This is a genomic window from Myxococcus sp. NMCA1, from assembly GCF_026810205.1.
Taxonomy (GTDB): Bacteria; Myxococcota; Myxococcia; order Myxococcales; family Myxococcaceae; genus Myxococcus; species Myxococcus xanthus_A.
In genome coordinates, this window is record NZ_CP113950.1 from 9,334,861 (window position 1) to 9,351,204 (window position 16,344).

The window sequence follows — 16,344 nt, forward strand, 5'->3', positions numbered from 1 at the left end:
AGTGTGACGGAGGGAATCCATCATGGCTCAGCGCGACAAGCATCAACAGCCGGGCATCCAGCCACCCGAGGATTACTACGGCCGTACGGAGGAACCGCGGCAATACACTCCGGAGACAGAAGAGAACGGAGCGAAGCGCGACCTGGCGGACGCCGCCGAGTCGACGGAAGACACGCATCGCATGCGCACCATCGACCCGACGGAGCGCACGCCCGGCGCCATCCTGGATGAGATTGGGGACGGGGATGGTCCGCGCAGCGACGCCGGCACCAACCCATTGCCCGACACCTACTGGAGCGCCTACCCCGAGGGCGAACCCCAGAGGGAGTGAGCCCTCACGAAGCGCCGCTCTGGAGGCCATGGCTTCCCGAGCGGCCCTTCACCTCCCTGATTTCAAGCACTCACGCCGTCCAATGCGTGTCAGCCCCCCTCTGTACTGTGTGCTCATTCGCCAGCACCCAGGGGGAGCGATTCCATGGCGGAAATCCGTGAACTGCCGCGTGTGTCCGTGAACAAGTTGGGCGAGTACCTCGTCGCCACGCCCGCGCGTCGCAAGCGCATCATCCACGACCAGAAGCACCCGCCGGAGCAGCAGTATCTGCGCTACCCGGAGGCGTCGCATGCGATTACGGACTTCCTCTGCCGGGGCATGGACCTGTCCATCCTCCGCGAGCACCAGCGCCGCTTCGCGTGCAGCGTGCCCCAGACGGAGTTCGAGGCGCAGCGGCTGCAGCTGTGCTCGGAGGCGCTCGAGCGCTTCGCGGACCTGGTGCCCTGGCTGGACCTGGAGGAGACGCTCATCAGCGCGGTGGGCGCGGAGCCTCCCGTGCTGGAGGTGGCGGGCGTCACCATCAGCGTGCGGCCGGAGGTCGTGCTCCAGCGCATGGACAGACATGGCAACGCGCGCGTGGGCCTGATGAAGCTGTACTTCTCCAAGCACCAGCCGCTGGATGAGCGGTCGGGGCAGTACATCGGCACGCTGCTCCAGCGCTTCACCGAGCAGCACCTGTGCCCGCTGGGCCCGTGTGACCACCGCCTCATCCAGGTGGTGGACGTCTTCGCGGGGACGGTCTTCACCGCGCCGCGGGCCCACATCCGGCGGCTGAGCGACGTGGTCCTCGCCTGCGAGGAAATCGCGGAGCGCTGGTCCGTCCACTGACGCGGCGAGCCATGGGCTCGGGTGCAGTGCTCAACGAAGCAACCGCCTGGGGCACTACGAGGGTGGACACGTCGAAGGACTTCATCGAAAGCGATGGTCCTGCTTCGCGCCACCCGATACCCCAGGGAGTTCCATGAGCACCGAGCACGCCGCCCACGCCCTCTCCACGCGCGACTTCATCGACCTGGAGGAGCGGTATGGCGCGCACAACTACCATCCGCTGGACCTCGTCATCGAACGGGGCGAGGGCTGCTGGGTCCATGACGTGGAGGGCCGCAAGTACCTGGACTGCCTGAGCGCGTACTCGGCGGTGAACCAGGGGCACTGTCACCCGCGCATCCTGGAGACGCTGCGCGAGCAGGCCGCGAAGGTGACGCTGACGTCACGGGCCTTCCGTAACGACCAGCTTCCCCACCTCTACAAGGCGCTGCGCGAGCTGTCTGGATTGAGCCGCGCGCTGCCGATGAACTCGGGCGCGGAGGCGTGCGAGACGGCCATCAAGCTGGCGCGCAAGTGGGGCCACACCGTCAAGGGCATCCCCGAGGACAAGGCGGAGGTCATCGTCTTCGCGAACAACTTCCACGGGCGCACCATCAGCCTCATCAGCTTCTCCACCGAGCGGAGCTACCGGCAGGGCTTCGGCCCCTTCACCCCCGGCTTCACCGTGGTGCCCTACGACGACGTGGAGGCGGTACGGCGCGCCATCACCCCCAACACCTGCGCCATCCTGATGGAGCCCATCCAGGCGGAGGCCGGCGTGCTGATTCCGCGCGACGGCTACCTGAAGCAGGTGGCCGAGCTCTGCAAGCAGCACCGGGTGCTGTTCATGGTGGATGAAATCCAGACGGGCCTGGGGCGCACCGGCAAGACGTTCGCCTTCCAGCACGAGGACGTGCGGCCGGACGTCATCGTGGTGGGCAAGGCGCTGTCGGGCGGCTTCTACCCGGTGTCCGCCGTCATGGCGGATGACGAGGTCATGGGCGTGCTCCGGCCCGGCGAGCACGGCAGCACCTACGGCGGCAATCCGCTGGGCTGCGCCGTGGCGCGCACCGCCCTGGACGTGCTGCGCGACGAGCGCCTGGTGGAGCGCTCCGCCGAGCTGGGCAAGTCGTTCCTGGCCATGCTGAAGACGCTGAAGAATCGCCACATCGTGGAGGTGCGCGGCCGGGGGCTGATGATTGGCGTGGCGCTGGACATCTCCGCGCGGCCCACCTGCGAGGCGTTGATGAAGGAGGGCGTGCTCTGCAAGGAGACGCACGACTCCGTCATCCGCCTCACGCCGCCGCTCATCATCACCCAGGCCGAATTGGACTGGGCCTTCGAGCGCATCAAGAAGGTCATCGAGGCGCTGTAGTCCCAGCGCCACCCGGGCACGCGAGCGGCCGCGTGCCCGGGACGGCCGCACCAGGGCCTCGGTTGCCCTGGCGTGTCGCCTTCCCCACCGTGTTGAGGACAGCGCGCGGCCTGGGGCGCTGCGGACAGGACGGTGGCCAGTGCTCGAAGCCCTCTGGGACAGGCGTGCGCTGCTCGTATCGGGCAAGGGAGGCGTGGGGAAGACGACGCTGGCGGCGGCGCTGGCCGTGGCCGCCGCGCGCGCGGGCCGCACCGTGCTGCTGGCGGAGCTGGCGCCGGAGGAGGACGGGCCTTCGCCCCTGGCGGCGCGCGTTGGGGTGCGCCAGGCGGGGCCTCAGGTGACGCGCGTGCGTCCCGGGCTCCACTTCGTGCGGCTGTCCGCATCGGAAGGGCACCGGCACTTCCTGGAGCGCGCCCTGCCCGCTCGCTGGCTGGCCGACGCCGCGCTGCGCACCCGCGCCCTGCGCCGCTTCCTGGAAGCAGGGCCCGCGCTCCGGGAGATGGGGCTGATGTACCAGTTGCTGGCCCTGCTCCGGCGCACCCGGCCGGATGGACGCTTCGTCCACCCGCTGACCGTCGTCGATCTGCCCGCCACGGGACACGCGCTGGCGCTGGCCGCCCTTCCCCAGCGCGTGCTGTCCCTGATGCCCGGGGGCCCCATCGGACGCGACGTGCGGGAGGGGCTCGACTTCCTCCAGGATGCGGCACGCACCGCGGTGGTCCTCACCAGCCTGCCGGAGCCGCTGCCCGTCAGCGAGGCGCTCACCGTGACCGCCGAGCTGCGCCGGCTGGAGCTGCCGCTGTCCGCGGCCGTCCTCAACCGGATGCCGGAGGACCCCTTCACGCCCGAGTCCCGCGCCGCCCTGCGCCGGATGCTCGCCGCGCACGGGCCGCACCAGGGGTGGCGTGAGCTGGAGCGGCTGGAACGGGCCCGGGCCGCCTTCGTCCGGCTGTCGCGCACGCTGCGCGCGCCGCTGCTCACCCTGCCAGAGCTCCACGCCACGGGCCCCGCGCTGGTCGAGGCGCTGGCGGAGGGCTTCGCACCTCACCCGGAGCACGCGCTCTGGCAGGAGGCCCTGCCGTGAGCCACGGACCGCAAGGCGGTGGGCCCCGGCGCGTGGCACAGGGGCTCACGCCGTGAGCGCGGGCGACCTGCGCCGGCTGCTGCGTGACAAGCGCATCGTCGTCCTGTGTGGCGCGGGTGGCGTGGGCAAGACGACGACCGCGGCGGCCCTGGGCGTGGCCGCCGCGCGCGCGGGACGGCGGGTGCTGGTGCTCACCATCGACCCGGCGCGAAGGCTCGCGGAGGCCATGGGGTTGCAAGAGAGCGGCCCCGAGCCCACGTCGATTCCTCCCGAGCGCCTCTTCGCCGACGGCCCCCAGGGCCCAGGCCTCCTCGACGTGTGGATGCTGGACCCACGCGCCATCTTCGAGCGCATGGTGCACCGGCTGGCGCCCACGCCCGAGGCGGCGCGCGCGATTGTCGACCACCGCCTCTACCGCTTCTTGTCGGAGCTGGTGGCGGGCGTGCAGGAGTACGCCGCCGCCGAAGCCCTGGACGGCTTCCTCGCGGACGGCCGCTACGAGCTCATCTTGCTGGACACGCCCCCCAGCCGGCACGCGCTGGACTTCCTGGACGCGCCCGGCCGGCTGGCGCGCTTCCTGGACGAACGCATCGTGTCGCTGTTCGGCCCGGAGAAGCGGGCGCGCGGCGGGCGGCTGTGGCACGGCGCGCAGGCGGTGGTGGACCGCGTCCTGGCGGGCATCTTCGGCGCGGGCTTCACCCAGGAGATGCGCGGCTTCATCGGCGCGTTCGGCGGCCTCTTCTCCGGCATGCGGCTGCACACGGAGCGGCTGCACCAGCGGTTGGCCTCACCGGACGCGGCCTTCCTGCTGGTGACGTCCCCCGAACCCGCCTCCCTTCGCGAGGCCACCTGGTTTCGCGAGACGCTGGCCGAGCGGGGCCTGCCCTTCGCGGGCTACGTGCTGAACCGGAGTTGGGCCCACGACGACGTGCTCGCGGCGCCAGAGGCACTGCTGGAGCACACGGGAGGCGACCGCCACGCGGAGCACGCCGTGGCGGCCCTGTCCCGCCTGGCCGCGGTGGAGCAGGCGCGCGCCAAGGCCCACCAAGACGTGCTCGACCGCCTCACCCGGCACCTTCCCTCGGGGACGCTCGCGGTGGCGGCGCCGGACGCGGGCGCGGAGCTGGAGGAGTTCAGCGGACTGGTGCGCCTGGGTGACGCGCTGGCCGCGGGGTGAGGAACGCCAGAGTGGGACAGGCACCCGCTCGCTCGGACGCCCGCCCCTTGGAGGCACGCGGCCTCACCACCAGCGTTGCAGTTTGAACCCGACTTCGCCCGAGGAGAGTCATGGCCCACAGAAGCATGGACAACAGCAGGGACGAACCCCACCGCGAGGCGGACGTGGCGCCTCCGGGCTCGCGTGAGCGCGCCGAGTCCGACCTCACCGGCTGGAACCCCGCCCGCGACGAGGAGTCCTCCACCCGACAGGGCCGCTACCACCGTGCGGCGACGATGCGCATGGCCCTGCCGCGCACCCAGGTGGACGACGGGCCTCGCGAGGACGCGGCTGGCGCGCCCCCGGAGGACAGCGGCCCCTACGGCCGGGACGACCGGGACAGCCACTATGCCGCCGGCTGGGGCCCCCGGCACGACACCGGGGAACAGGACGTCGAGTTCTCCCGCCAACGCGCCGACTACCGGTCCTGGGACCGCTCCGGATACGGCGGCGGTGGCGGCGAGCCCTCCCGCACCCAGGCCCCACTGGGGGAGCCCTACCGCGACGTGCGCTTCCATGGCCGTGAACGCGGCTTGCACGGCGAGGAGCGCCATGGCGACGCGCGCCCCCGCTACCGGATGGACCGGAGCGCTGCTTCCCATGGCCCGGGCCGCGACGAGGCGAGCACCCTTCGCGGGGAAAGCGCGGCGTCCGCTTCGGCCCGTGACGAAGCGAGCACCCACCGCTGGGCTGGAACAGGCGCGCCTTCGTCCACCGGCGCACGGCGTGACGGAGCGAGCACCCAGGTCTACACCGCCGTCGCGGGCCGCCCCGAGGCGAGAACCTCCCTCCAGGACGACCGCGCCCGCCGCGGCCGCTGGCGTCACGAGCCGCTGATGGCCCGCGAGGTGATGACGCGCAACGTGCGCACGGCGCGCCCGGAGAGCCCGCTGCGGGATGTGGCGCAAATCATGAAGGATGAGTCCTGCGGCATCGTCCCCATCGTGGACGAGCGGGGCCGACTGGTGGGCATCGTCACCGACCGGGACATGGTGGTCCGCGCCTTCACCGGGGGCCGCTCGCCGGAGCAACTTCGCGCGTCCGACGTGATGACGGATGACGTGGAGGTCGTCACGCCGGACGACACGCTCCATGACGTCATCGGGCTGATGGGGCGCCGACAGCTGCGCCGCATCCCCGTGGTGGAGCGCGACGACGGCATCGTGGGAATCATCTCCCTGGGTGACATCGCCCTGCGCGCCGACCACGACGAGGAGCTGCAACAAGCCCTGGAGCGCATCTCCGCCAAGCGCTCCTTCTGGAGCCGGCTCGGCTGAGCGATGCCGCGTTCCCTTCGGGTGCGGGCGGGCCCTGTATCTGGCCCACCCGCGCCCGGCGCATGGCTCACGCCACGCCGGTCAGCACCACGGAGTCGCCTGTCTCCGACACCGTGAACTTCTTGAGGGGAAGGGTGGCCGGGCCCTGCGTCACCGCGCCGGCGCGCGTGAAGATGGACGCGTGGCAGGCGCAGAACAGGTCCGCCTCCTGCTCCCGGTAGTTCACCTCGCAGAAGGCGTGGGTGCACACGGAGTCCACCGCCGACAGCGAACCGTCCTGCAATCGGAACACGAAGATGCGCTTGCCGTACCCGGACGGAACCCCCGTCACCGAGCCGCCCACGTCACGCAGCTGGGGGAACTGGCTGAGCGGCAGCACCACCTGGCCGTTCACCGCGGACGGGAAGTCGCTCTGGCCCGCGCGCAGGTTGATGCGCAGCACGCCCGTGTTCGGGTTGTACTCCGCCGCGAACGTCTGCAGCGGCACGGTGGCCGGCCGCTGGAGTACCGAGCCATCCGTGGCGCTGAAGCGCGACAGGTGGCAGGGGCAGATGACGTCCTTGCCGTCGAAGCCCAGCGGGCACCCTACGTGGGTGCACAGCGACGACAGCACGGAGAAGTCGTTCGGCGCGCCGTCGTCCTTGGAGTGCACCACCAGCAGCGGCACCTGCTCACCCGGGACGCGCACCGTCAACGCGCCGCCCACGGGCTCCAAATCCGGATAGCGCGACACCAGGATGTCCACTGTCCCCAGCTCGCTGGCCGTGACGTCCGTCACCGGAGCGGGGTTGATGTCCGGCGCGCAGCCCGGCAGCGTCGTCGCCGCCGCGCTCGCCGCGCCTGTTCCCAGAATGCCCTTGAGGAATCCTCGTCGCGTCGAACTCACGTACCCTCCACCTCGAATACCAGCTTGGGCTCCAGCACCAGGACGTCATCCACCTTCACCATCAACAGCGACGGGCGGTTGACGTTGTAGGCATCCAGGCTGATGTCGAAGCTGCCCTCGGCCACCGCCTCCTTCTCCGACTTGAACAGCACCGTCATCGGAATTTCCACGGTCTTCTTCACGCCGTGGAACGTCAGCTGGCCCTTCACCTTCACCGGCACCTTCGCCGGGAAGCTGGTGGGCGGCTTCACGCCGGTGGCCACGCCCTTGAAGTCGATGATGGGAAACCTGGCCGCGTCCGTCGTCTCCAGCATGTGCGCGTCGCGGTTGGCGTTGCCCGAATCGAAGTCCTTCACGTTGGCGCGCACCGCCACCTGGAGCGTGCCGTCCGGCAGCAGGCGGGCCTTGCCGTCGCTGGGCGGCGCCTTGCCCACCACCTCATGCAGCTTGTGCTTGAGCTTGTAGGTGAGCGAGCTGGCATCCTTCTTGACGCTATACGTGCGGGCCTGCGACTGCGCGACTGCGGGCAGCGCGAGCACCAGGGTGGCGATCAGGGCGATTCGTCGAGCAATCACGTCAACCTCCAGGGAACCACTACGAAAGGCATGCGCTTCAGAAGAACAGTGTGAAGACGCCGGCCGACACCGCGCCCAACGTCACGTAGCCGGAGATCTGATGAGCGGTGGCCATGTCCGTCTCGGACAGCCGGCCAAAACGGTCCGTGGCCATGATGCCGAGGACGATCTGCGCCACCATGCCGACGGTGGCGAGCGCCATGAACATCTTGTGGACGGTGATGGTGTCCCACTGGAACTCCTTCTCGAAGGGTTCCGGCGCCAGCACACCCAGCAGACCCACGGTGGCGAACAGCGCCGACGTGCCAATGGCGAGCCCCCGGTGCAGGCCCAGCAGGTTGCGGTCATCACCGCCGCCGCGGAACGAGTCGTTGAACTGGAGCTGGCCCACCACCGTGGTGCCGACCAGACCGGCGGCCATCGCGAAGCCCAGGCCCTGGTGCAGCTTGAGCATGGTGCGGCGCCGGCCAATGCGCTTCTCCAGGTCCGGGTCCACCTTCGCGGCGGCCGCGGCCTCGGCGGGCTCCAGCAGGTCGAAGTCCAGCGAGTCGCCCCCTTCCGCCGGGGCCTCCCCGGACTTCTTCTGGACCGTGGGCGCGTCGTCCGTCGGAGACAGGAGCCTGGCGGGCTCCACCTGCATCGTGGGCTGGGCGTGCTGAAGCTCCGGGGCGTCCACGTCCCGTGAATCCACGGCCGGCGTGGCCTTCTTGCCCTTCTTCGCGGACTTGCGCTTCGACGTGGCCTTGGCCGGCTTCGCGGCCTTCATCTTCGTGGCCTTCGTCTTGGAGGAGGACTTCACCGCCCGGGTCTTTTTCGCGGACTCGGTCTGGCGCTGCTGGGCCCAGGCGGTGTGGGGGGCGGCAATCAACGACAGGACGACGAAGAAGGCAGCAAAGCGGGTCATCAGGCTTTTCCGTGTAGACGCAAAGCAAACTGCCGGGTCAGGACCGGTCATCCGAGCTCGTGTCCTCCGCCACACCATCACCAACCCACCTTCTCCGAGGACGGAGCGAACGGTATCGCGTCCGGACTTTCCGGGAAACGCACCGCGTCGAACGGTACCGCCCCAAAATCGGCGGACCGGCATCATTTTCCGCGGCCCCCTGTCCGGACAGGCGTCGGCAGTCCGGGGACGTGGCGGCTGACGGTAGCGTCCGCACTTGGGAATCGGGAGGTGCCTGAAGGTCACGGCTCAGTGTCGAGCACCGGCCAGGGGTGAAGGGCGCGTCCGGGCTGGCGAGCCCGGCGGCTCACTTCACAGAGAACAACCTGACGCCCCAAGGCGGGGCGGCCTCACGCCTCACGCGGGGGTGGTGGCGGGGACTTCCGAGCGCGGCGCGCTGCCGGAGGTCAGCTCCAGGCCAAGCGCGTGCGGATCAAAGTACGCGTAGAAACGGCGGATCCGGTCGCCATCCCACTCGATGATGGACACGCCCTCATAGGCCACCGCCGCGCCGTTGTGGGCGGTGCCCTGCGTCTCCCATTCGAGCGCGACGCGGGCGCCCGCCTCAATCATGTTGCGGAAGGTGGACTCCACGCGATGGAGGGTGCCCTTGTACTCACGCCAGAACCGCCGGGCGCCCTCCTGGCCGGAGAAGACCTGCGGCGAGGCCACGTTGCTCACCTGCGCGTCGTCACTGAAGAGGGAGACGAGGGTCTCCAGGTCCCCCTCCTTCTCCAGCTTCGCCAGTGCATCCACGAACCGCTGCGCTCGCTCCATCGCCATGCGCTGCCTCGCTCTCGTGAAAGAGTCACCCAGGGGAAGGGTGCGCACGCCTTCAGGACATGTCCCTCCAAAGGGCCCGGCCCCTCGCCCTCCGGACGGTCGCGCGGGGGACTCGCCGCGGGGCCGGTGGTAGACTCACGTCTCCGCGGCCATGACCTCCACGCATACCCGCCCCGCCGAGCCGACGAGCGATTCCCTTGTGGAATCCCTGGCGCCACTGCCTGCCCCCCCTTCCCTGGCCGCGCTGCGGGACGCCCTGAGCTCGCCCGGCGTCATCCCCTCGGAGGTGGACGCGCTCATCGCGGCGATTGCCCAGCGTCCCGATGGAGACCCGGAGGCCCTGCGCGAGCGAACGGACTACCTGCTGTCCCTGATGACGCTGCCGGGGGATGCCAGTGTCCTGACGGGGAGCGCCGGCATCACGGTGCGCACCGCGGCGGTGGAGGCCCTGCTGGAGCTGGGCTACCCGTATGCGCTGGAGGTCCCCCCGGACGCCCTGGAGCGGGCCCGGCGTGAGCAGGGGCTGCCGACGACGGAGGCCCCCACGTCGCGCCTCCTCCGCTCGCCCATCCTTGCGACGGCCGTCACGCTCCTCGGCCTGGTGATGCAGCTCATCATGATGGCCCTCCCCCAGCTCGGTAGGCTCGGCGATGTGGATGCGTGGCTGACGCCTTACCTGCTGCCCATCTTCGCGCCCGCGGTGCTGGCCATCCTCGGCACCTGGACGAAGGCGCGCCCGCTCCAGTACCTCGGAAGCCTGGGCCTGGGGATTCAGGGACTGCTCTGGTTCGGCGGCGTCCTCATGCTGACACAGGCGGCGAAGAACATTCCGTGGCTGTGGGTGGCTGCGCCCTGGTACCTCCCCCTGATCGCCTGCTACCTGGTGTGGCCTCGGAAGCAGTCCGATGACCCCGCTCGCCCCCTGCCGCCCCCCGAGACACCGGAAGCGGCTTCCTGAGGGCCAGGCTCGTGGCCCAGGCCCGGGTCCTCAGCGCGGCAAGGCCCGGGTCCACGCCTCCCGATTCCACCCCTCCTTCGCATAGGCCGCTCGCGTGGATTCAGGCAGCGCGTCCCAGGCCGTGCGGGATGCCAGCTCGGCGGGCTGTTGGAAGACGCCCCGATGCCCGGGGTCGAAGGATTGCTGGGCTCGCTCCGCCGTCAGGCCCTTCATGGAGAAGCCCGCCTCGGCGCTGGCCTGGCTCCCATCCGCCTTGAGCTTCGCTGACACGCCGCCCCCGAGCTCCGCCTTCTTCGCGTTGAGCGTCGCGTGCACCTGGAACAGCGTGCCGACGCCCACCGCGACGCGCTGCTCGCCGTCCGAGGCCAGGCTGAGTTCCACGAGTCCCAGGTTCACCTTGACCTTCCCCTCCGTCTCGCCCGAGCTGTCATGTGACACCTCGACACCCACGGGGCCCGCGCGCGCGGCGACACCCACGTCCCCCTTCAGCTCGCCATGTCCCCGGGTGTCGAGCGCCGCCTTCGCGCTCCACTGGGCGCTCTCGCTGCTGACACCCACCTTGCCGTGAAGCTGCACCGTGCCCCCGGCGCGCTCCCCAGAGAGTTCCCGCTGCCGGGCGCTGACGTGTTGCAGCACCAGGTTGAGCGTCTTCGGCTGGCCGATGCCCGACTTCCAGGCCGCCTCGTAGTCCCGCCGCGACGGGTCCTTCCACTCGAGGCCCAGGAGGGATTCGGGCAGGCGCGCGGCGCGTGGCGGTCCCAGCGCTCCCAGTTCCTGGAGGCTCTGGGCCCCATCCACCGCGCGGGCATACCGGCCGAGGTATTCGGCGTGCGCCCGGTAGAAGCCCGCGCCCACGTCGATGGCGTGTGCGTTCACCGCGTCACGCATCGCCCCCGGCAGCCGCCGGTCATTGACGAAGACGTCCGGCACCGCCGGGTAGCCCAGGGGACCCACCGGGCCCGACTCCCCGTTGCGCCGATGGAGCACGCCCTTCGACTCCGCCTGCTCCAGGAAAGCGAGCCGCGAGCCCGCGTCCTGCGCCTTCACGTATGCGCCCAGCAGTCCCTCTTGCTGCAAGCGCTCCAGCGCGACCCGGTACGTGCCCGCCGGGAGACGTCCCAGCGCGGTGTGCACCGCCCGCACGTCATCGGCACCGACGGTCCAGTTCTCCAGGCTCCGCGTCAGGCGCGCGCGGATGCCTTCGAGCACGTCCGTGGGCGCATCCTTCGAGCCCTCCGGGCGCGACCAGCCTCCCAGCACGGCCATCTCCCCCGCGGACCGGGCGGGGCCCGCGCCAGCAGGCGTGGAGCCGTGAGACGAGGGCTCCGGCGTCCTGGCGGCGGATCCGTCGAAGGCGCGCACCTCGTTACGCCGAGGGGACGCCTGCGCGCGGGGCTCCGCGGCGCGTGACGGAGACGGGGGCGCCGCTCCGGCCTCCGCGGGGGTGTCGATGGTGGACAACGAGGAACTGCCGGACGAATCGATACGAGGCATGGGACGCGCTCCGGGTGGGAACGGCCTGTCCGATGCAGTTGGCACACCAGGGTGCCTCCCAGGGCCACGCGCGTTCGACGGTCGCCCCGGATGGACGCGGCATCTCCCCAATGGGACTCGCCCGAAACGCGACGGGGACCGGGGCCTCCATGGCCACGGTCCCCGCTTCACCGCACCGCGCGTTGGGAGCGCGGGCTCAGAAGACGTTCTGCGCGCGGCGGTAGTACATCTCGCGGTCCGCCATGCCGTTGTAGCCACCGTTGATGCGGCGGGTGACCTCGCGGAAGTTGCCCGCGTCCGCGTAGGTGTTGAGGTTGCGCGACGACCAGTACCAGCCGGCGATGCGGAACGCGACGTCCGGGTCCTTGGCGCGCTGGGGGTTGCCCTCCAGGTCGATGCCCAGCGCCTGGCCCGCGGCGCGGTAGTTGGCGCGGCCCGTCAGCTGGATGGGGCCACGGCCCTTGTAGCGGACGCCGTCGCCCGGCTGGGTGTTGCCCAGGTCCCTGCGGCCCTCGTAGGCGGCGCCGGAGGCAATCTCCTCCATGTAGCGGAGCTGGCCGCTCTCGTGCGCGAGCTGCGCCAGGAAGGCCGCCTTGCGCATGGGCGTGGTGATGTTCGCCTCCGCCATGGCCCGGTTCAGGTGGGGCAGGTACTGCTCCGCCGTCGCCTGGGACAGGTTGGGCATCACCGCCCGGAGCTGCTGCACCGTCACGCCGGCGGATCCACCGGTCGGCGGCTTCGGGCCACCCACGCCCCCCACCGGCGGCTGGTTCGGCGTCGGCCGGGTGGGCGACGCGCCGCCCCCACCCGGAATCGTGAGCCGCTGGCCCGCGTAGATGAGGTTGGGGTTGGAGATGTTGTTGGCCGTGGCCAGCGCGCCCACCGACGTGCCGTACCGCCCGGCGATGCCGCTGAGCGTGTCGCCCGACTTCACGGTGTACGAACCGCCGCCCGAGGAAGGCGCCGGGCTGCTCGGCGCCGCGCCGCCCGTGCCCGGAATCGTGAGCTTCTGGCCCGCGTAGATTCGGTCCGGGTTGGAGATGTTGTTGGCCTTGGCCAGCGCGCCCACCGACGTGCCGTACCGGCCGGCGATGCCGCTGAGCGTGTCGCCCGACTTCACGGTGTAGCTGGAAGCCGCCCGGCCCCCACCCGAAGCACGAGGCGCGTCGAAGCCGTCCGGGATGCGGAGCTGCTGCCCCGCGTAGATGAGGTTCGGGTTGGAGATGCCGTTGCTCTTCGCGAGCGACGACACCGAGGTGTTGAAGCGCTGGGCCAGCGCGCTGAGGGTATCGCCACGGCGAACGGAGTAGGTCGTCACGGGGGGGCAGACTCCTGAAAACAGAGAGGCGACGTGCCCACATTTTCGTAACGACTGAGAGAAAGTTTCCCCGCAATGCCAGTTATTTATGCATAAACTTATTCAAAATCACCGAAATCACGGAATTGTGACACAAGGGATGGGTCGTCACAGACTCGTGACATCATCCCCCCAAGTAGCCAGGATGTCGCACCCCAGCGGCCACGCTTGTGTGACTCCGGGGGTTCCGTTACCTCCGGGGCCATGTCCGCTGACTCCGTCCTTCCGGCCCCTCGGGCCCGTCTCACGCAGCGCCCGGGCTTCTGGGCTGGTGTCGCCGTGGCCGCGCTTGGCGTCACCGCCACGATGGGGGCCATGCTGATCCGCGGCCAGAGCAGTGGGCCCCTGCCCCAGTTGGGCGCGCTGCCAGACTTCACCTTCACCCGTCATGACGGCCAGCCCTTCGGGAGCACGCAGCTGAGGGGCAAGCCCTTCGTGGCCAACTTCATCTTCACGCGCTGCCCCACCATCTGCCCGGCCTTCACGCGGAAGATGGTGGGCGTGCAGGACGCCACCGCGTCCTATGGCGCCGGGCTCCAGTTGGTGTCGTTCTCCGTGGATCCGAAGTACGACACCCCGGAGCGGCTCACCGAGTATGGCGAGCGCCACGGCGCGGACTTCTCCCGCTGGAGCTTCCTCACCGGCGACTACGAGCAGCTGAAGGAGACCATCGTCCAGGGCTTCAAGGTCAGCATGGGCCGAGAGCCCGGCGCGCCCGAGGACGACCTGCTCTCCATCTTCCACGGGACGCACTTCGTACTCGTGGACGACGCCGGGCAGATTCGCGGCTACTACGACAGCGCGGACAGCGACTCCACCGAGCGCCTCATCCGCGACACCCGGCGCCTGGCCCAGACAGGGCACTGAGCGCCGCCGCGCGGGGGGCCGCGTCGCCCGCAAAGCCGAAGGGCCGGCCCCGCAGCTTCGCGGGAGACCGGCCCTGGGGCTCACTACCAGTTCGCGCCAGAGGCGCGGATCATCACTCCACGAAGCGGGCGTGGTTCTGCGCGATGATGTTCTGGAAGTTCTGCAGACCCAGCGGGTTCTCCGCGAAGGCGCCGACCTTGTCCGCCGCGCCCTTGACCGCCTGCGCGATGTTGGTGATGTCCTGCACCTTGGGGGCGATCTTGGACAGGAAGCCCAGGCTGCCCAGCGTGCCCTCACCCAGGAAGGACGCGGCGCCCTGCTTCACCAGGTTCTCCGCCGTGGGGCCCAGGAACTTGCCGACCAGGGGCAGCTTGCCGACCTTCTCACCGATGAACTTGGCGATGGGGTCCACCAGCGAGCTCAGGGGCTTCTGGAGGAACTCCATGGCCTTGCCGCCGATGTTCGCGATGCCACCGGCAATCTTGCTGACCGTGCTGGCAACCTTGCTGATGACGTTCGTAACGGACTTGAGTGCGCCCATGATCGTACCCCTTGGATTCTAGATGCCTGGAAGGCGGAGATTTGTGCCGGAAGGAAAACTCGAGGGGATTCTCGGTGCATGTGGGGAATTGTTTCCTCCCACCTTTTTCGTCGAATTATCCCCACCCGCCTCCGCCCGTGGTGTCAGGGATTACGGACGGTTACCGCCGCTGCTGCCCTTCTTGAGCTGATCCATCAGCTCCTGGCGGGCGGCTGGATCTTGCGGACCGGTGGGGGCGGCGCCGCCCACGGGAGGCGAGGTGAGGGACGGCTTGCCGGCGGTGGAGACCTTGTCCTGGGTGAACTTGGAGGCCTCGAAGTCCGGGGGTGAGCCGGGCAGCTCGCCCTTCATGCCCTTGATGAGGATGTTGGCGGCCTCCTCGGAGGAGAGGGGGTTGAAGCCGTTGCGGCGCAGCTCCTCGTCGGAGATGACGGCGACCTCGGCCTCCTTGTCCTTGTCCTGGGCGTACTTGAGGACCAGCTCCACGTAGTCCTCGAGCTTCATGCTCACGGCCTCGGCGATCTTCTTCGTCTCCGGATCCTTGAGAAGCTCCGCGCGAACGACCTCGATGGGTCGCTTCAGGCCGCGCTTCGGCTTTCCGGTGTTTTCCTGGGACATGCTCTTGCTCCGAGAAGGAAATGGGACAGTGCGCCGGACTCTAGCCCAGTTTCCCCGCTTCACACATTCCCGCCCACCTTGGAATGGCCGGAGCCAGAGTGCGGGAGAAGGAGGGGGACGGCTTCACGCCCGTGTGCCCGTGACTACCTTTGGCGGCAGCGAAGGACAGCCAGAGAGAAGAGGCGCGCCATGGCGATTTCCAAGCGGGGGCTGGTGGACAGGGTGAAGGAGGTGGCCGTCCAGGCCGGCACGCGCGGCGCGCGGGTCCTCCTGGGCACCGCGGTGGTGACGGCCCGGGGGGTGGCCAACCTCCAGTCCAAGATTCGGGGCACCCCGGCCCGCGGCCGCGTGAAGACGGCGGCGGAGGGGACGCGGCGCACGGCCAAGGCCGCCCGCGGCGTCATCGAGAGTGGCAAGCCCACGAAGGCCCCCGCGCGCCGCATGTCACCGTCCACCCAGACGGCCGCCGCGGCGGGAGCGAACAATCAGGTGGGCCGCAAGTCCGTGCCCGGCCAGGCCGCCGCCGCCAAGCGCGGCACCGCGAAGAAGGCGCGCCCCGCCACCAAGGCGAAGCGCGGGCAGAAGCACCGGCACTGAGGCGCGGCTTCAGCGGGCGGCGTTCCTGGACACGGCCTTCGCGCGCGAGCCGCCGCTTACCTTCTGCTTGGGAGCGATGCGCGTCACCGTGCCCGGACGCCGGGCGATGGCCGCCTCGCGGGCCGCTTCCTCCGCGGCGCGGGCCGCGGCGGCCTTCAGCGCGAGCTGTTCGGCCTGCTGCGCCCAGCGGCGCTTCAACACGTCCCGCAGCCCGTCCTTCTGCAGGTCCACCTGGGCCTTGTGCAGACGGTAGTGCAGGTCCTCGCGCAGCGTGCCGCGCCCCAGCGCCGCGTCCGCCGAGCCGGAGACGCCCAGCACCAGCTTCGGCCGCTCCTCTTGCGTCCGCAGGCACTGCAGCAGGACGAACTGCGCGTCCCGCCCCAGCTTCGCCACGTCCGGGATGAACACCACCCCGTTGGGCTGCCGGAGCGCTTGCGGCAGCTCGGCCGCCTGCCGCACCTCCACCAGCTCCACGTTGAAGTTGCGCGCGGCCTCCTGCGCCCAGCAGCGCCGCTCCTCTTCCGTACCTCCATGGAGGAGCAGCGAGGAACGGTTACAGACGAGCTCTACTTCACGATAACCCTGCGGTGTCACCGGCGGCCCCCCTGCGTCTGGAAATGCGTGATTTCTAGATT

18 protein-coding genes are annotated in these 16,344 nt (G+C 70.1%); 9 read left to right on the forward strand and 9 right to left on the reverse strand.

Features of this window, described 5'->3' with window-relative positions; genetic code table 11:
• Positions 1 to 22 precede the first annotated feature (22 nt).
• The 6 genes from OZ403_RS38730 to OZ403_RS38755 all read left to right on the forward strand — a co-directional run bounded on the left by OZ403_RS38730 (position 23) and on the right by OZ403_RS38755 (position 6,090).
• The gene (locus tag OZ403_RS38730; protein ID WP_140796174.1) at positions 23 to 331 is read left to right on the forward strand and encodes a hypothetical protein; all 309 of its coding nucleotides are present in this window, start codon (positions 23 to 25) and stop codon (positions 329 to 331) included.
• Between the two features lie 144 nt (positions 332 to 475).
• Entirely contained in the window at positions 476 to 1,159 is a 684-nt protein-coding gene (locus tag OZ403_RS38735; protein ID WP_090491242.1) for a hypothetical protein, read from the forward strand.
• 133 nt (positions 1,160 to 1,292) lie between these two features.
• Positions 1,293 to 2,513: an ornithine--oxo-acid transaminase gene (gene rocD / locus OZ403_RS38740; RefSeq protein ID WP_140796175.1), complete on the forward strand. Its 1,221-nt coding sequence runs from the start codon at positions 1,293 to 1,295 to the stop codon at positions 2,511 to 2,513.
• Positions 2,514 to 2,652: 139 nt separating this feature from the next.
• Positions 2,653 to 3,597 carry an ArsA-related P-loop ATPase gene (locus OZ403_RS38745; RefSeq protein ID WP_268783122.1) on the forward strand — a complete coding sequence of 315 codons (945 nt, stop codon included), beginning with the start codon at positions 2,653 to 2,655 and terminating at the stop codon, positions 3,595 to 3,597.
• 52 nt (positions 3,598 to 3,649) lie between these two features.
• Positions 3,650 to 4,774, forward strand: a complete 1,125-nt coding sequence (locus tag OZ403_RS38750) for an ArsA family ATPase (protein WP_268783123.1) — start codon at positions 3,650 to 3,652, stop codon at positions 4,772 to 4,774.
• 110 nt (positions 4,775 to 4,884) lie between these two features.
• Complete coding sequence (locus OZ403_RS38755; protein WP_268783124.1) at positions 4,885 to 6,090, forward strand: CBS domain-containing protein; 1,206 nt, start codon at positions 4,885 to 4,887, stop codon at positions 6,088 to 6,090.
• A gap of 67 nt (positions 6,091 to 6,157) precedes the next feature.
• On the opposite strand, the gene OZ403_RS38760 is transcribed toward OZ403_RS38755, so the two are convergent.
• From OZ403_RS38760 to OZ403_RS38775, 4 genes are all read right to left on the reverse strand, one after another.
• On the reverse strand, positions 6,158 to 6,976 hold the full coding sequence (locus OZ403_RS38760) for a QcrA and Rieske domain-containing protein (protein WP_268783125.1): 819 nt from the start codon (positions 6,974 to 6,976) through the stop codon (positions 6,158 to 6,160).
• Positions 6,973 to 7,551, reverse strand: coding sequence for a YceI family protein (locus OZ403_RS38765; RefSeq protein WP_090491236.1), 579 nt, complete (start codon positions 7,549 to 7,551; stop codon positions 6,973 to 6,975). The genes OZ403_RS38760 and OZ403_RS38765 overlap by 4 nt, the downstream gene beginning before the upstream one ends.
• 37 nt (positions 7,552 to 7,588) lie before the next feature.
• Positions 7,589 to 8,455 carry a hypothetical protein gene (locus OZ403_RS38770; RefSeq protein ID WP_268783126.1) on the reverse strand — a complete coding sequence of 289 codons (867 nt, stop codon included), beginning with the start codon at positions 8,453 to 8,455 and terminating at the stop codon, positions 7,589 to 7,591.
• A gap of 396 nt (positions 8,456 to 8,851) precedes the next feature.
• Positions 8,852 to 9,277, reverse strand: a complete 426-nt coding sequence (locus OZ403_RS38775) for a nuclear transport factor 2 family protein (protein WP_268783127.1) — start codon at positions 9,275 to 9,277, stop codon at positions 8,852 to 8,854.
• A gap of 199 nt (positions 9,278 to 9,476) precedes the next feature.
• On the opposite strand from OZ403_RS38775, the gene OZ403_RS38780 reads away from it, so the two are divergent.
• Positions 9,477 to 10,235, forward strand: a complete 759-nt coding sequence (locus OZ403_RS38780; protein ID WP_237077863.1) for a hypothetical protein — start codon at positions 9,477 to 9,479, stop codon at positions 10,233 to 10,235.
• A gap of 30 nt (positions 10,236 to 10,265) precedes the next feature.
• Here OZ403_RS38780 and OZ403_RS38785 read toward each other — a convergent pair whose 3' ends face one another.
• Positions 10,266 to 11,729, reverse strand: coding sequence for a hypothetical protein (locus OZ403_RS38785; protein ID WP_268783128.1), 1,464 nt, complete (start codon positions 11,727 to 11,729; stop codon positions 10,266 to 10,268).
• A 196-nt stretch (positions 11,730 to 11,925) separates the two neighbouring features.
• Complete coding sequence (locus OZ403_RS38790) at positions 11,926 to 13,047, reverse strand: LysM peptidoglycan-binding domain-containing protein (RefSeq protein ID WP_140878089.1); 1,122 nt, start codon at positions 13,045 to 13,047, stop codon at positions 11,926 to 11,928.
• A 318-nt stretch (positions 13,048 to 13,365) separates the two neighbouring features.
• Here OZ403_RS38790 and OZ403_RS38795 point away from each other — a divergent pair, with 318 nt between their 5' ends.
• Positions 13,366 to 13,953: an SCO family protein gene (locus OZ403_RS38795; RefSeq protein ID WP_328285495.1), complete on the forward strand. Its 588-nt coding sequence runs from the start codon at positions 13,366 to 13,368 to the stop codon at positions 13,951 to 13,953.
• A 112-nt stretch (positions 13,954 to 14,065) separates the two neighbouring features.
• Here the strand turns inward: OZ403_RS38795 and OZ403_RS38800 are convergent, their stop codons facing one another.
• Positions 14,066 to 14,494, reverse strand: coding sequence for a hypothetical protein (locus OZ403_RS38800; RefSeq protein WP_090491230.1), 429 nt, complete (start codon positions 14,492 to 14,494; stop codon positions 14,066 to 14,068).
• A 150-nt stretch (positions 14,495 to 14,644) separates the two neighbouring features.
• Positions 14,645 to 15,112: a hypothetical protein gene (locus tag OZ403_RS38805; protein ID WP_171442345.1), complete on the reverse strand. Its 468-nt coding sequence runs from the start codon at positions 15,110 to 15,112 to the stop codon at positions 14,645 to 14,647.
• Positions 15,113 to 15,301: 189 nt separating this feature from the next.
• Here OZ403_RS38805 and OZ403_RS38810 point away from each other — a divergent pair, with 189 nt between their 5' ends.
• Positions 15,302 to 15,709, forward strand: a complete 408-nt coding sequence (locus OZ403_RS38810) for a hypothetical protein (protein WP_268783129.1) — start codon at positions 15,302 to 15,304, stop codon at positions 15,707 to 15,709.
• Positions 15,710 to 15,718: 9 nt separating this feature from the next.
• Here the strand turns inward: OZ403_RS38810 and OZ403_RS38815 are convergent, their stop codons facing one another.
• Positions 15,719 to 16,303, reverse strand: coding sequence for a Fis family transcriptional regulator (locus OZ403_RS38815; protein ID WP_140796186.1), 585 nt, complete (start codon positions 16,301 to 16,303; stop codon positions 15,719 to 15,721).
• Positions 16,304 to 16,344: the final 41 nt, after the last annotated feature.

Coding starts and splice junctions, on each gene's coding strand:
- OZ403_RS38730 (WP_140796174.1), top strand. CDS start 23: ATGGCTCAGCGCGACAAGCATCAACAGCCGGGCATCCAGCCACCCGAG.
- OZ403_RS38735 (WP_090491242.1), top strand. CDS start 476: ATGGCGGAAATCCGTGAACTGCCGCGTGTGTCCGTGAACAAGTTGGGC.
- rocD (WP_140796175.1), top strand. CDS start 1,293: ATGAGCACCGAGCACGCCGCCCACGCCCTCTCCACGCGCGACTTCATC.
- OZ403_RS38755 (WP_268783124.1), top strand. CDS start 4,885: ATGGCCCACAGAAGCATGGACAACAGCAGGGACGAACCCCACCGCGAG.
- OZ403_RS38770 (WP_268783126.1), bottom strand. CDS start 8,455: ATGACCCGCTTTGCTGCCTTCTTCGTCGTCCTGTCGTTGATTGCCGCC.
- OZ403_RS38775 (WP_268783127.1), bottom strand. CDS start 9,277: ATGGCGATGGAGCGAGCGCAGCGGTTCGTGGATGCACTGGCGAAGCTG.
- OZ403_RS38785 (WP_268783128.1), bottom strand. CDS start 11,729: ATGCCTCGTATCGATTCGTCCGGCAGTTCCTCGTTGTCCACCATCGAC.
- OZ403_RS38800 (WP_090491230.1), bottom strand. CDS start 14,494: ATGGGCGCACTCAAGTCCGTTACGAACGTCATCAGCAAGGTTGCCAGC.
- OZ403_RS38805 (WP_171442345.1), bottom strand. CDS start 15,112: ATGTCCCAGGAAAACACCGGAAAGCCGAAGCGCGGCCTGAAGCGACCC.
- OZ403_RS38810 (WP_268783129.1), top strand. CDS start 15,302: ATGGCGATTTCCAAGCGGGGGCTGGTGGACAGGGTGAAGGAGGTGGCC.